Source organism: Flavobacterium hiemivividum, assembly GCF_004349145.1.
GTDB lineage: Bacteria > Bacteroidota > Bacteroidia > Flavobacteriales > Flavobacteriaceae > Flavobacterium > Flavobacterium hiemivividum.
In genome coordinates this window covers 147,496-161,496 of sequence record NZ_SMFO01000005.1, presented here as the reverse complement: position 1 = coordinate 161,496, position 14,001 = coordinate 147,496, and the positions used below count along the sequence as shown (strand labels likewise).

10 protein-coding genes are annotated in these 14,001 nt (G+C 35.1%); 2 read left to right on the top strand and 8 right to left on the bottom strand.

Annotation, left to right across the window (positions count from 1 at the left end; genetic code table 11):
• Positions 1–16: 16 nt before the first annotated feature.
• Positions 17–709, bottom strand: a complete 693-nt coding sequence (locus tag E0F98_RS09220) for an SIR2 family NAD-dependent protein deacylase (protein ID WP_132110714.1) — start codon at positions 707–709, stop codon at positions 17–19.
• Between the two features lie 262 nt (positions 710–971).
• Here E0F98_RS09220 and E0F98_RS09215 point away from each other — a divergent pair, with 262 nt between their 5' ends.
• Entirely contained in the window at positions 972–2,978 is a 2,007-nt protein-coding gene (locus tag E0F98_RS09215) for an ATP-binding protein (RefSeq protein WP_132110712.1), read from the top strand.
• Between the two features lie 119 nt (positions 2,979–3,097).
• Complete coding sequence (locus E0F98_RS09210; protein ID WP_132110710.1) at positions 3,098–3,760, top strand: TrmH family RNA methyltransferase; 663 nt, start codon at positions 3,098–3,100, stop codon at positions 3,758–3,760.
• A 332-nt stretch (positions 3,761–4,092) separates the two neighbouring features.
• On the opposite strand, the gene katG is transcribed toward E0F98_RS09210, so the two are convergent.
• The 7 genes from katG to E0F98_RS09175 form a co-directional block, all read right to left on the bottom strand.
• Positions 4,093–6,360 carry a catalase/peroxidase HPI gene (katG, locus tag E0F98_RS09205; RefSeq protein WP_132110708.1) on the bottom strand — a complete coding sequence of 756 codons (2,268 nt, stop codon included), beginning with the start codon at positions 6,358–6,360 and terminating at the stop codon, positions 4,093–4,095.
• Positions 6,361–6,799: 439 nt separating this feature from the next.
• A complete protein-coding gene (locus E0F98_RS09200) occupies positions 6,800–7,318 on the bottom strand; it encodes a MepB family protein (RefSeq protein ID WP_243699221.1) in 519 nt (172 codons plus the stop codon).
• A gap of 120 nt (positions 7,319–7,438) precedes the next feature.
• Entirely contained in the window at positions 7,439–10,783 is a 3,345-nt protein-coding gene (gene secA, locus E0F98_RS09195) for a preprotein translocase subunit SecA (RefSeq protein WP_132110704.1), read from the bottom strand.
• A gap of 85 nt (positions 10,784–10,868) precedes the next feature.
• The gene (locus E0F98_RS09190; protein ID WP_007138072.1) at positions 10,869–11,090 is read right to left on the bottom strand and encodes a DUF2795 domain-containing protein; all 222 of its coding nucleotides are present in this window, start codon (positions 11,088–11,090) and stop codon (positions 10,869–10,871) included.
• A gap of 195 nt (positions 11,091–11,285) precedes the next feature.
• Entirely contained in the window at positions 11,286–11,855 is a 570-nt protein-coding gene (locus tag E0F98_RS09185) for a cob(I)yrinic acid a,c-diamide adenosyltransferase (RefSeq protein WP_132110702.1), read from the bottom strand.
• 52 nt (positions 11,856–11,907) lie between these two features.
• Positions 11,908–12,765: an ATP-grasp domain-containing protein gene (locus E0F98_RS09180; protein WP_132110700.1), complete on the bottom strand. Its 858-nt coding sequence runs from the start codon at positions 12,763–12,765 to the stop codon at positions 11,908–11,910.
• Between the two features lie 160 nt (positions 12,766–12,925).
• Positions 12,926–13,612 (bottom strand): ABC transporter ATP-binding protein, encoded by a 687-nt coding sequence (locus E0F98_RS09175; protein WP_132110698.1) that lies wholly within the window; start codon positions 13,610–13,612, stop codon positions 12,926–12,928.
• Positions 13,613–14,001: the final 389 nt, after the last annotated feature.

Sequence of the window (14,001 nt, the reverse complement as noted above, 5' to 3'; positions counted from 1 at the left end):
GAAAAGGATTACTTTTTTAAATACCAGCAATTAGCATCTTTTTTAGTCTTTTCATTCCTTCAGAAGCGACTTCGGGGATTACTTCTAATGGATTTCTGAGATTTGGAATCCGAATCGGTTTTGGATCAATATAAAAAACGGGAACATCAGGATGCGTAAAGTCTATTAATCCCGCTGCCGGATAAACTTGCAGTGAGGTTCCAATAACTGCAAAATAATCGGCAGTTTTTGTAATTGCGATGGCTTCGCCTAAGGCAGGAACGTCTTCACCAAACCAAACAATATGAGGGCGCAACTGGTTTTTTTGTGCATCGAAATCTCCAGTATTAAGATCTTCCGTCCAGTCAAGAATGTAATTAGGGTTTGCCGTGCTTCTCACTTTCAATAATTCTCCATGTAGATGCAATACATTTTTACTTCCTGCACGTTCGTGCAAGTCGTCGACATTTTGCGTGATTACAAAAACATCAAAATGAACTTCTAATTGCGCGAGAATTTCGTGTCCTAAATTTGGTGTTACTTCCTTTAGTTGCTGTCTGCGTTTGTTGTAAAAGTCAAGGACTAACTCAGGATTTCTTAACCAACCTTCGGGCGTGGCCACGTCCATAACGTCATGACCTTCCCAGAGACCATCGCCATCCCTAAAAGTTTTTATGCCACTTTCGGCACTTATTCCAGCTCCGGTTAGAACAACTAATCTTTTTCTCATAATTGGTACAATAGACATTGATACTGCGATATTAAAAATCGCAGATTACTGCTAAATTAATGATTTTTTGTGTTCACTATTGATTTAATAATTTAAGGCATAGACGAGTTTTACACAAGAAATTATTAGAAATAGTAAAATAATATTAGTTGTAGCGTTTAATTTAGTACTTTTAATAGTCTATAAGTTATTGTAAGAGTATAAGTTATAAAAAATACCACGATGTCATTTTTTTAATCTCAGTAAAAAAGCAACTATTGTTATGAAAAATAAATTCGTTGAATTTAACGCAAACGGACTAACGTATAAGTTGGTGTGTTTCTTTTTTCTTGGCTTGTTGAGTGTTGTAGTTTTCTTGTCTTATTTAATGTATACTAACTTTAATGCAATTACAAAAAAGCAAGAAAACCGACATGAATCCTACCTTGTAGCCGATTTATTAAGACAAAGTTCCGACGACTTAACACGGTTTAGTAGATTGTATATTATCACCGAAGATGAGAGATATGAAAAGATGTTTTGGGAGGTTTTGAATATACAAAACGGTAATTTGCCTTTTCCTGAAAATTATAATAGAGTGTATTGGGATGTAGTTATGACCCAAAATAAAACGGGGGATGCAAATTTAAAAACACAGTCTTTAGCAGCTAAAATAAGGGATTTGGGTTTCACAACTGAAGAGCTTGTAAAATTAAAGGAAGCAAAATTAAATTCAGACAATCTGGTTCTTACCGAAGAAAGGGCCATGAATGCTGTAAAAGGACTGTATAAAGATGCAGCTGGCGACTATACAATTATAGCTAAGCCCAATAAAGAGCTAGCTACAGAATTAGTTTTTGGACAGCAATTTCATAAGGAAAAGGCGGAAATCGCGGGGCCAATCAATGATTTTTTTGAAATGATCGATGTCAGAACAAAAAAAGATATTGAGGTAGCTGTAAATCGAGAGAAATTTATCTTGGTCTTAATTTTTGTTTTTGTTACAATTACAATGTTAGTGCTATTTTACATTCTAATCGTTTTAATGAAGAAAACATTTGCTAATAAAGCCTTAATTGAAAAATACAATAAAAGATTGCGAAAGGATAATGAATTATTAGAAAAAAATAAAAAAGAGTTGTCTAAGGCTACTGATATTGCCGAACTAGCAAATAAGGCAAAATCAGATTTCTTGGCAAATATGAGTCATGAAATTCGGACTCCTATGAATGGAATTCTCGGCTTTATCGAGATTTTGTCTGAAATAGAAACAGACGCTGAAAAAAAAGAATATCTGGACATTATCAATACAGCTTCTAATAATTTATTAAATATAATTAATGATATCCTGCATCTCTCTAAGATCGAGTCCGGTTCTTATTCAATTCAAAAAGATGTAGTTGATTTATATAATGTGGTCAAAAAATCCTCTAGACTATTTGAAGAGCAAGCAAAAGCGAAACAGGTCAAATTTGTTTTTGAATTTGATAATAATTTGAAAAAGCATGTATTGCTATGCGAAAATTCGATTTTACACATTTTAAACAATGTGCTTTCAAACGCAGTGAAATTCACTCATAATGGATTTGTTAAACTATCGGTAAAAGAGCTTGAGGGTGGTATATTAGAGTTAGTAGTGGAGGATACTGGAATTGGAATTTGTGAAATTAAACAAAAAAATTTATATAATCCCTTTGATCAAGGCGAGCATTTTCTAACTAAAAAGTATGGTGGCACAGGATTGGGTTTACCCATAGTAAAAAAACTGGTGGATTTAATGGGGGGAGAGGTGCATTACAAATCAGCTGTAGGTGAAGGAACTACGGTTAGCATTTTATTGCCTTTTGAAGATACATCAGTTCCTAAAATTGATGAAATCATTAAAGCTGAAAATATTGAAGTAGAAAGGAATTTAAGAATTGTGTCAGCTGATGATGTAGAAATCAATCAGAAGGTATTAGAGAAAATGTTGAGAGGACAGTTTTTGGAATTCAAAAAAGTGTATAATGGGAATGAACTAATCGCTGAGTTGCAAAAAAATCATTGCGATATTGTTTTTATGGATATACAAATGCCTGAATTGAACGGAATCGACACCACGAAATGGATACGAAATAACAGTAAATTATCTTCTATCGTAATTATTGGTGTGTCAGCGTTTGCATTAGGTGACGATTCACAAAAAGCAATAGATGCGGGAATGGATGATTATATTACTAAACCGTACAATAGGAGAGTTTTAGTAAATATAATTAACAAATGGGGATTTAAGATCTTTGCTGCAAATTAAGAAAATAGGCAGTAAAAAAAATCATTTTAATATCGTTTTAGTAGTAAGAAGCACAGCGATATATTAAGAAACCTTAATGAATTATCATATTTTTGCAAAAAAAAAAAGAATAATTCATAATGATTGATATCGACTACTTAAATTTCCTTGAAAACATTTTAACCGATAACCGTAAAGAAAAATTTCTAAAAGTTTTAGAAAACAGAACAAAACATTTTACTATTGCTGTTGAAGATATTTTCCAGATGCACAATACTAGTGCGGTTATGCGTAGTTGTGAGGTTTTTGGAATTCAGGAGCTGAATGTTATTGAACAACGTTATGGGAAAAGTATCGACAAGGAAATTGCAATGGGTGCCCAGAAATGGGTCGATATAAACACCTTTGACAGTATTACTGATTGCGTGGACACTTTGAAAAACAAAGGCTACCAAATCATTGCGACTACTCCCCATGATAATGATTGTTTATTAGAAGATTTTGACATTTCAAAACCAAGCGCTTTATTTTTCGGAACGGAAAGAGATGGACTATCAGAAGAGATTTTGAAACGTGCCGATGGTTTCCTGAAAATTCCAATGGTGGGTTTTACCGAGAGTTTAAACATCTCTGTTTCGGCTGCTATTATCATTCAAAATTTGACAAATCGACTGCGAAAATCAGATATTGACTGGCACTTATCCGAAGAGGAAATCCTTGTAAAAAGATTAGCCTGGGCAAAGAATTCCATTAAAGATATCAAACGAATAGAGGAGCGGTATTTTACGGATAATCCTGGATAGTGGTGTACATTTTTCCTTAGTCCGATTGTTGCCCCAGATAGAAGCGGCAGCCCCTACTTAAAAAAGGCTATTTTTTACGGGAGTTGCGGAGCGACCGAAGGAAGCTCCTGTAATGAGCTAGTAAAAAAAGCATTTTGAAGGAGGGCTATAGCGGATAGCTGGATTAGGCACTTTAATTAAATTATATAATGGTTCATGATACATTTTTCCTGGGTTACACCTTATGAAAAAAACACTCAAGCTGTTATTTTTAACCAAAAAAAATCCCCAATTACAAACTGTAATTGGGGATTTTGAATATTATATTATTCTGTCTAATAAGTTGGAGAATATTATTTTAAATCGAAACGATCAGCATTCATTACTTTAGCCCATGCTTTTACAAAGTCGACTACAAATTTTTCTTTGTTGTCGTCTTGTGCATAAACTTCAGAGTAAGAACGTAAAATAGAATTAGAGCCAAATACAAGATCCATACGCGTTGCAGTCCATTTTACTACTCCTGTTTTACGGTCGCATATTTCGTAAAGACCTTTTTCTGTTGGTTTCCATGTATTTCCCATATCTGTTAGGTTGACAAAGAAATCGTTTGTTAAAGCACCTATTGTATTAGTGAAAACACCGTGTTTTGTATTTCGATAGTTGGTTCCTAACATTCTCATCCCACCAACAAGAACAGTCATTTCTGGCGCCGTTAATCCCATTAATTGTGTGCGATCTAACATCAATTCTTCAGAGCTTACTACATAATCTTTTTTACTGAAGTTGCGGTAGCCATCAGCTAATGGTTCTAAAGGGTCGAAAGATTCTGCATCTGTCATTTCTGCAGTAGCATCTCCACGACCTGCTGAAAACGGAACAGTAATAGCATAACCTGCAGCTTTTGCAGCTTGTTCTACTCCTAAATTACCTGCTAAGACAATAGTATCAGCGATACTAATACCAAACTCAGCTGCGATAGGCTCAAGAACAGATAAAACATGTGCCAAGCGTTGTGGTTCGTTTCCTTCCCAATCTTTTTGCGGCGCTAAGCGAATACGTGCTCCGTTTGCACCACCACGTTTATCAGATCCACGGAATGTACGCGCGCTATCCCAAGCAGTATTTACCATTTCTGGAATAGATAATCCTGATGCAGCAATTTTATCTTTTACAGCAGTTAGATCATAATCTGTGGTACCTGCAGGAATAGGATCTTGCCAAATTAAATCTTCTTGTGGTACATCTTTACCAAAGTAATTTGCTCTTGGCCCCATATCTCTATGTGTTAACTTAAACCAAGCACGAGCAAAAGTATCTGAAAAATATTCTTGGTCGTTCATAAACCTCAAAGAGATCTCTCTGTAAATAGGATCAACTTTTAAGGCCATATCAGCATCTGTCATCATTGGATTTTGGCGGATACTTGGGTCTTCAACATCTACGGGTCTGTCTTCATCTTTGATGCTCACTGGTTCCCATTGCAATGCACCAGCGGGGCTTTTGCGGGATTCCCATTCGTGATTGAACAACATCTGAAAAAATCCATTATCCCATTTTGTTGGGTGTGTCGTCCATGCACCTTCAAGTCCACTTGTTACAGTATGACGACCTTTCCCAGAATTAGTAGGGTTTTTCCAACCTAATCCTTGTTCTTCTATCCCAGCTGTTTCAGGATCATCACCTAGAATACTAGCATCACCATTACCATGAGTTTTACCTACGGTATGTCCACCTGCAGTTAAAGCAACTGTTTCTTCATCATTCATTGCCATACGTTTAAATGTTTCACGCATTTGCCCAGCAGTTTTCAAAGGATCTTGCTTACCGTTTACTCCTTCCGGATTCACATAAATTAGCCCCATTTGTACGGCAGCAAGAGGATTTTCCATCGTTTTTGGATCTTCGACATTAGCATAACGTTCGTCGCTTGGTGCTAGCCATTCTTTTTCGGCTCCCCAGTAAGTATCTGTTTCAGGGCTCCAAATATCTTCACGTCCAAAAGCGAATCCGAAGGTGTTTAATCCCATATCTTCATAAGCGATGGTACCTGCAAGCGCAATTAAATCGGCCCAGCTTACTTTATTTCCGTATTTTTTCTTGAGAGGCCATAGTAATCTTCTTGCTTTGTCTAAACTAACATTATCAGGCCAAGAATTTAAAGGTGCAAAACGTTGATTTCCTGACGCAGCACCTCCACGACCATCAGATATACGGTATGTTCCCGCTGCGTGCCAAGATAATCGTATCATCAAACCTCCATAATGACCCCAATCTGCAGGCCACCAATCTTGACTATCAGTCATTAGAGCATGCATATCATTTTTTAGAGCTTCTATATCTAGTTTTTTAAGTTCTTCTTGATAATTAAAGGTTTGTCCTAAAGGATTTGTTTTAGTATCATGCTGATGCAAAATGTCAAGGTTTAGGGCATTGGGCCACCATGACATAACGCTTGATTTTGATGAAGTATTTCCTCCGTGCATTACAGGACATTTAGCTGCTAATGAGTCATGATTGCCTTCAACAATAGTCGCGCCTTGATTTACTGGGAGCTGTTCATGATTTACTGGGCATTTACCTTGACCGTTAGTTGGATCTGTATTGTTATTATTTTCCATATTTAATGTTTTAATGAATTTAATGTGTTTCTTGTTTAGTAAAACTAATGATATTGTATTTTATAAATCGACATTGTTCATCTTCATGTTTTATCTTCGTATAGATTTAATTTATCACGATAAAAATAAGCATAGATTATACGTATAATAAGTAGCAAATTAAAGATATATAAACTAATAGCTAGGATATGAAAATTAACTTGTTTTTTTGACTGATTTTTAACCTTAATCTAAGAAAAAAAAATGCTTTCGTTTCTCTCAAAAATAAGGAAAATAGTTGAATTACAGCCAGAATAGTTACGTTTTTAATACTAAAACGCAGCAAAGGAGTGATTTTAATCTATTTTTTTTATAATTTAGAAGATACTGTTTGATCCAGAGGATTCAGGTAGTCTCGCGGATTTCTTTATAAATAAAATGACAGTTCGAGTGCTAAACTTTAAGATAAAAGTAATTTTGCACGTTCTATATCGATTGCACTATCAGACGGGATTTCTAGGAAATAATCCAACTGCCATTTTTGGGTTTTCTGCGCTTGTTTATTGGTTGCTAAGTCCCAAGGAGGATAAACACGAATTGCCCGTTTGCCTTCTTTTTTGCTAGTAGAAAAAATACCATGCTCACAAAGTACTGTTTTTGGAAAAATAAATTGGCCAAGACTATCGCCTTTTCTGGTATTAATAATTACAAAATCAATTGGATCTGCGTCGTCAAAGGGTTGAATAGGGCCTTTCCCAATTCTTTTCCAAAGTGTAACAAATTGCCCTGTTTTAGTAGGGGTGGTTTTAGCAGTACGAAATAGTACAGATTGACCATTCAGATTAAAAGAACAAGCTGTATATTCTGCACTTTCTTTTTCCTTTTGCGGTAGCGAACATTCAAAACCACATTTATCATAAACTTGTTCTTTGGCGATAAGTAAATCATTATGAATTGTAGTAGAATTTGTCCAAGCCAATTGATATAATTTTAAGATTGTTCCAAATATAAAAAAATCCCCAACTACATTACGTAATTGGGGATTGTATTATTTACAGCTATTTTTCAAGTCCTGAAAATAGTAATTTAAAAGGAGTTATTATTTTACAACAACCCATTGGCCAGTAGCGATTAAGCTTTCGGCTTTTTTAAATTTCATTTCTTGAGTTTGACCGTTAGCCACATTTTGAATCGTAACAGTATCATTACGGTTAATTTTTGGCATATCTCTCACTATAGTTTCAGTAACTTGTCGTTGTTGCGTTTCTCCAGCTTCACGATTTGCACTTTCACTATTTGGAATTGCGTCTTTACTTAATTGTAAATTCTCTTTCGGACGTACTACTTCTCTAGCTTCCTGAATTTCTGGAGCACTTTGTTGTGGTAAATCACCTTTGAATAAGAATGAAATCACTTCTTTATTTACACCGTTCAACATAGCGTTGAATAAGTTAAAAGCTTCAAATTTATAGATAAGTAAAGGGTCTTTTTGTTCGTGAACGGCAAGTTGAACTGATTGTTTCAATTCGTCCATTTTACGTAAATGCTTTTTCCATGCTTCATCAACAATAGATAGAGTGATGTTTTTCTCGAAATCGGCAATTAATTGTTTTCCTTCAGTATCATAAGCTTTTTTCAGATCAGTAACCACGTTCAATGATTTTACACCGTCAGTAAATGGCACTACAATGCGTTCAAATTGGCTATTTTTATCTTCGTATACATTCTTGATAATAGGAAAAGCTTCTCTGGCGCTACGCTCTGTTTTCTCTTGATAGTATTTTAAAGCTTCTTTATATACTTTCCCTGTTAGTTCAATTTCAGTTAGTCTTGAGAAATCAGCCTCACTAACTGGAGATGTAATAGAGAAGTAACGAATAAGATCAAATTCAAAGTTTTTGAAATTATTTTCTGCTTTTGCGCTTTGGATAATTAACTCACAAGTATCGTACAACATGTTAGCAATATCCAGTTTTAATCGTTCTCCAAATAAAGCATGACGACGACGTTTGTAGACTACTTCACGTTGTGCATTCATAACATCATCATATTCTAACAAACGCTTACGAACACCAAAGTTGTTTTCTTCCACTTTTTTCTGTGCGCGCTCGATAGATTTGGTCATCATAGAATGTTGAATCACTTCACCTTCTTCAAGCCCCATTCTGTCCATTACTTTGGCTACTTTTTCAGAACCAAATAAACGCATCAAGTTATCTTCAAGAGACACATAAAATTGTGAACTTCCTGGATCTCCTTGACGTCCAGCACGACCTCTTAACTGTCTGTCCACACGACGTGAATCGTGACGCTCTGTACCTACAATTGCAAGTCCACCAGCTGCTTTAACTTCAGCTGATAATTTAATATCCGTTCCACGACCAGCCATATTAGTTGCAATAGTAACCACTCCTGCTTTACCTGCTTCTTCTACGATTTGCGCTTCTTGTTTGTGCATTTTTGCATTCAAGACATTATGAGTAACACCTCTCATTTTAAGCATACGGCTTAATAATTCAGAGATCTCAACAGAAGTAGTACCAATAAGTACAGGTCTTCCTGCATTTGATAATTGAGTTACATCTTCAATAACTGCGTTGAATTTCTCACGAGTTGTTTTATAGATAAAATCCTCTTTGTCTTGTCTTGCCATTGGTCTGTTAGTAGGAATTTCTACTACATCCAATTTGTATATTGTCCATAATTCACCTGCTTCAGTAACGGCAGTACCTGTCATACCAGCAAGTTTGTTGTACATTCTAAAGTAATTCTGTAAAGTAACAGTAGCAAAAGTTTGAGTTGCAGCCTCGATTTTTACATTCTCTTTGGCTTCGATTGCTTGGTGTAATCCATCAGAATAACGACGTCCATCCATGATACGTCCTGTTTGTTCATCGACAATCATGATTTTATTGTCCATGATCACATATTCTACATCTTTTTCGAAAAGGCTATAGGCTTTCAAAAGTTGAGTCAAGGTGTGAATACGCTCGCTTTTTATTCCGAAATCTTGGAATAATTTTTCTTTTTCTTCTGCTTCAGCATCCTTTTCTAAATTTTTCTTTTCGATAGCAGCAATTTCAGTTCCAATATCTGGAAGAACGAAAAAGTCTGGGTCAGTATCTCCTGAAAGGAATTTAATTCCGTTATCAGTTAATTCAACTTGATTGTTCTTTTCTTCAATTACAAAATACAAGGCTTCATCAATCTTATGCATTTCGCGATTGTTGTCTTGCATGTAGCTATTTTCGGTTTTTTGAAGCAATTGACGCATTCCTTCTTCACTTAAAAACTTAATTAAAGCTTTGTTTTTAGGTAAACTTCTATAAGCTCTTAAAAGTAAAAAACCACCTTCTTTAGTTTTTCCTTCTTTCAGTAATTTTTTTGCTTCAGATAAAAAACCGTTTGCTATTTGACGCTGTAAACTAACTAAGTTTTCAATTTTTGGTTTTAATTCGTTGAATTCATGACGATCTCCTTGTGGTACTGGACCTGATATAATCAAAGGGGTTCTTGCGTCATCAATCAATACAGAATCGACCTCATCGACAATAGCATAATTGTGTTTTCTTTGTACTAAATCATCTGGCGAATGCGTCATGTTATCTCTTAGATAATCAAAACCAAATTCGTTGTTTGTTCCGTAAGTTACATCAGCGTTGTATGCTTTTTTTCTTCCTTCAGAGCTTGGTTGGTGATTGTCAATACAGTCAACAGTCATACCGTGAAATTCGAATAAAGGCGCTTTCCAGGTGCTATCACGTTTTGCTAAATAGTCATTCACAGTTACTAAATGCACTCCGTTTCCAGTCAAAGCATTCAAGTATATTGGTAAAGTTGCTACTAATGTTTTTCCTTCACCCGTTTGCATCTCTGCCACTTTTCCTTCGTGAAGTACCATACCACCAATTAATTGAACATCATAGTGAATCATGTCCCAGGTAATTTCTTTTCCGGCAGCATTCCATTTATTTTGCCAAACTGCTTGATCTCCGTTAAGGCTAACATAAGCTTTTGTTCCAGAGAATTCTCTGTCCATTGCCGTTGCTGTAACAGAAATTTCTGAGTTGTCTTTGAAACGTCTTGCTGTTTCCTTTACAACTGCAAAGGCCTCAGGAAGAATGTCTAATAAAGTTTTTTCAGATACTTCATATGCCTCTTTTTCTAAAGCATCGATTTCAAGATAGATGTCTTCTCTTTTGTCAATGTCATCAACACCTTCAACATCAGTTTTAAGCGTTGCTATTTTAGCATCGATTCCAGCACGGTTCTGTTTAATTTTATCTTTAAAGTAGTAGGTGCGATCTCTTAATTCGTCATGTGTTAGGGCGATAAGACTGATTTCAAAAGTCTTGATTTTGTCAAGATAAGGTTGCAAAGCTTTAACATCTTTGTCAGATTTGTCTCCAACAAAGGCTTTGATGATGCTATTTATGAAACTCATAATATATTTGTATTTCTAGTTTATTTTAAAATGTAAATTTAACCAAAAAAAAAGCCTCTTCTGAGACTTTTTCCTTGATTATTTTCTAATATTCATCCTCGTTCCAAAGATAATCTTCGTCTGTAGGGTAATCCGGCCAAATTTCTTCCATCGACTCATATATCTCACCTTCGTCTTCAATAGACTGTAGGTTTTCTACCACTTCTAACGGAGCTCCTGCACGTATAGCGTAATCAATAAGTTCGTCTTTGTTAGCAGGCCACGGTGCATCACTTAAATAAGATGCTAGTTCTAATGTCCAATACATTTTTTGTCGATTTAGTTTTGTGCAAAAATAAAAATTTTACTGAAAAAGACAAGTAAAATTCTATTTATTTTTAAAAAAAGTTAAGAACGTTTTGCTTTTAGTATTCAGTTGTCAGTTTTTAGTGTTCAGTTAATGCTGAAAACGTATCATATATCAGATTTTTTAACTGCGGTCTGAATACTTTCTTACTGATTACTACTTCCTCGGAATCCATTTAACTTCCTCCGCGTTCAAGTCATGAGACAACTTTCGTGCCAATACAAAAAGATAGTCAGAAAGTCGGTTTAGGTATTTAATTGCTATTTCAGCGACTGGTTCATTATGGCTTAGATGAACAGCAAGGCGCTCTGCGCGGCGGCACACGCATCTCGCTATATGACAATATGACACAGTTGTGTGTCCGCCTGGTAAGACAAAATGCGTCATTTGAGGGAGTTCACTCTCCATGTTGTCAATTTCATTTTCTAATAATTCGATGTCAGTTTCTACAATCCCCAAATTTTTCAAGCGAAGTTCTCCGCTTTTTAACACTTCTTTTTCTTGTGGCGTAGCTAGAATTGCTCCAATGGTAAACAAACGATCTTGAATTTCTGCTAGGATTGCTTTGTAATGCGCATTCATATCCTGATCACGAACTAATCCTATATAAGAATTTAGTTCGTCTACAGTTCCATAACTTTCAATTCTAATATGGTCTTTAGGAACTCTTGTTCCTCCAAAAAGTGAGGTTGTTCCTTTGTCACCAGTTTTAGTATATACTTTCATCTCTTTATTTTTTTATTCGTGAATTTTCTTGCTTTTTCAAGGAACTCCAAATTTACTTTATTAATTCCACTATGGCATCAACAAATCGTTCTAAGGAACCTTCGCTTAGATTAAAATACAAATCAGGTTCGATGCATTCTACTTCCATGAGGTGTAACTCATTGTCTATTACAATTCCGTCTACTCTGGCGTACAATAATTTTCCTATAAATTTGTCTACAACTTTTTGCGCTTTAGCGATTAGTTCTGCGTCAGGATGTATCACTCGGTATATTCCGCCAAATTGTACCTGAATCCTGAATTCACCTGGAACTGGTTTTTTATTTACCGCATGGGAGAATTTTTTATTAAAGAATATAAAGGAAGTTTCGCCTACAGTTTGAATTTCGGGCATAAATTGCTGTACTAGCAATTCCTTTTCGGAAGCAATAGTTTGATATTGGGTATTTATTTTGTCTATATCGGCAGTAACAAAGACTTCAGTGAGGTAAGATCCTGCAGAAAAGGCTGGTTTTATGACTGCTTTTTCCCAATGTGTCGGTATAATCTCTTTTAGATTAAAATCAGTAGTTTTATCTATAAATACGGTAGGGATAATTTTAATTCCCTGCTGTTCGATTTTACGCAGATAAAACTTGTGCTTGTTTTGTTTTATGACATCAATGGAATTGAGTGTTTTTATCCCTAATTTTTCTATTTGGTCAAGCCAAAGGTTGAATTCGGTTTCTTTTTCGAAATAATCCCAGGTATTTCGAAAAATCAAATAATCAAAATCATTCCAATTAATGTTTTTATCATCCCAAATTTCAGCGGTTGCAGTAATGTTGTGCCTCGCTAATTCTGGAATTAAAAGTTGGTCTTGTGGCGTTAATTTATGAAGTTTTTGGCAGGTTAGTAAGGCTATTTTCATTTTCGAATAGTTTAATGGGTTATTAGATTCTATTTTGGAAATGATTTCCATAGCCCAGACCTGTCAGCCCACAGCCAGATAGTTCCGAAACTTCGAGAGAAAATCCTTTTTCATCCTGAATTATGGATCGAATAGACTAGAAAACTCCTATAAAAAAAAACTATTTTGTCGTATCACTTTCAATCATACCATCGCGCAAACGGATAATTCTGTTTGCGTAAGCGGCCACTTCCTCCTCGTGAGTCACTAAAATAACGGTATTACCCTGCTGATGAATATCGTTAAAGAGTTTCATGATTTCTTCGGAAGTTTTACTGTCTAAGTTTCCTGTGGGCTCATCAGCAAGAATGATAGACGGTTTATTGACTAAGGCTCTGGCAATGGCCACTCGCTGGCGCTGTCCACCTGATAATTGATTGGGCTGATGGTCCATTCGATCACCAAGGTTGACTTGCTCTAAAACTTCGGTAGCGCGAGCCGTTCTTTCGGATTTTGAATATCCTGCATAAATCATTGGCAAAGCCACGTTAGCAAGTGCTGTAGTACGCGGCAAGAGGTTAAAAGTTTGAAAAACAAAACCAATCTCTTTGTTTCTGATTTCGGCTAATTCATCATCTTTTTGTTTGCTTACATCTTGTCCATTAAGAATATAGGTTCCGGATGTGGGTGTGTCTAAGCAACCTAAAAGATTCATTAAGGTAGATTTTCCAGAACCTGATGGTCCCATAAGTGCTACGTATTCTCCTTTATTAATTTCTAAATCAATACCTTTTAAGACATAAATAATCTCGTTACCAAGGACAAAATCTCTTTTGATATCGGTTATTTTTATTAATGGATTTGACATGTTTATTTGCAATTAATTTATGGTTTCTGAATTTTAAAAGTACAAAACACTTTTTAATTAAAGGTAAGTTGCTTAAAATAGATTTTTGTTACAAAAATTTAAAGGATAGTACTTTTAATCTTTTGGCAGCCACTTTATATATAAGGTGTAAATTTTAAATTGACCTCCACTATTTGATAGTTATAATATATAAAGTGGATGAAATAATCTGTTACAGTGCATTATAATAGTACTGTTTTTATAAATGAATAGTTTAATATAAGCCTTCTCAATTGCTTTATATTTGATGTTGATTCCAATTTATTTCACAATTTCGGGAATTGTTTATATAATTAACATGTTTATATTGAATGCAATACAATGCTATGTACATTTGAATTATAATATTT

Excerpts from the sequence above, each read along its gene's own strand:
- secA (WP_132110704.1), bottom strand. The coding sequence starts at position 10,783 with ATGAGTTTCATAAATAGCATCATCAAAGCCTTTGTTGGAGACAAATCT.
- katG (WP_132110708.1), bottom strand. The coding sequence starts at position 6,360 with ATGGAAAATAATAACAATACAGATCCAACTAACGGTCAAGGTAAATGC.
- E0F98_RS09210 (WP_132110710.1), top strand. The coding sequence starts at position 3,098 with ATGATTGATATCGACTACTTAAATTTCCTTGAAAACATTTTAACCGAT.
- E0F98_RS09190 (WP_007138072.1), bottom strand. The coding sequence starts at position 11,090 with ATGTATTGGACATTAGAACTAGCATCTTATTTAAGTGATGCACCGTGG.
- E0F98_RS09220 (WP_132110714.1), bottom strand. The coding sequence starts at position 709 with ATGAGAAAAAGATTAGTTGTTCTAACCGGAGCTGGAATAAGTGCCGAA.
- E0F98_RS09215 (WP_132110712.1), top strand. The coding sequence starts at position 972 with ATGAAAAATAAATTCGTTGAATTTAACGCAAACGGACTAACGTATAAG.
- E0F98_RS09185 (WP_132110702.1), bottom strand. The coding sequence starts at position 11,855 with ATGAAAGTATATACTAAAACTGGTGACAAAGGAACAACCTCACTTTTT.
- E0F98_RS09175 (WP_132110698.1), bottom strand. The coding sequence starts at position 13,612 with ATGTCAAATCCATTAATAAAAATAACCGATATCAAAAGAGATTTTGTC.
- E0F98_RS09180 (WP_132110700.1), bottom strand. The coding sequence starts at position 12,765 with ATGAAAATAGCCTTACTAACCTGCCAAAAACTTCATAAATTAACGCCA.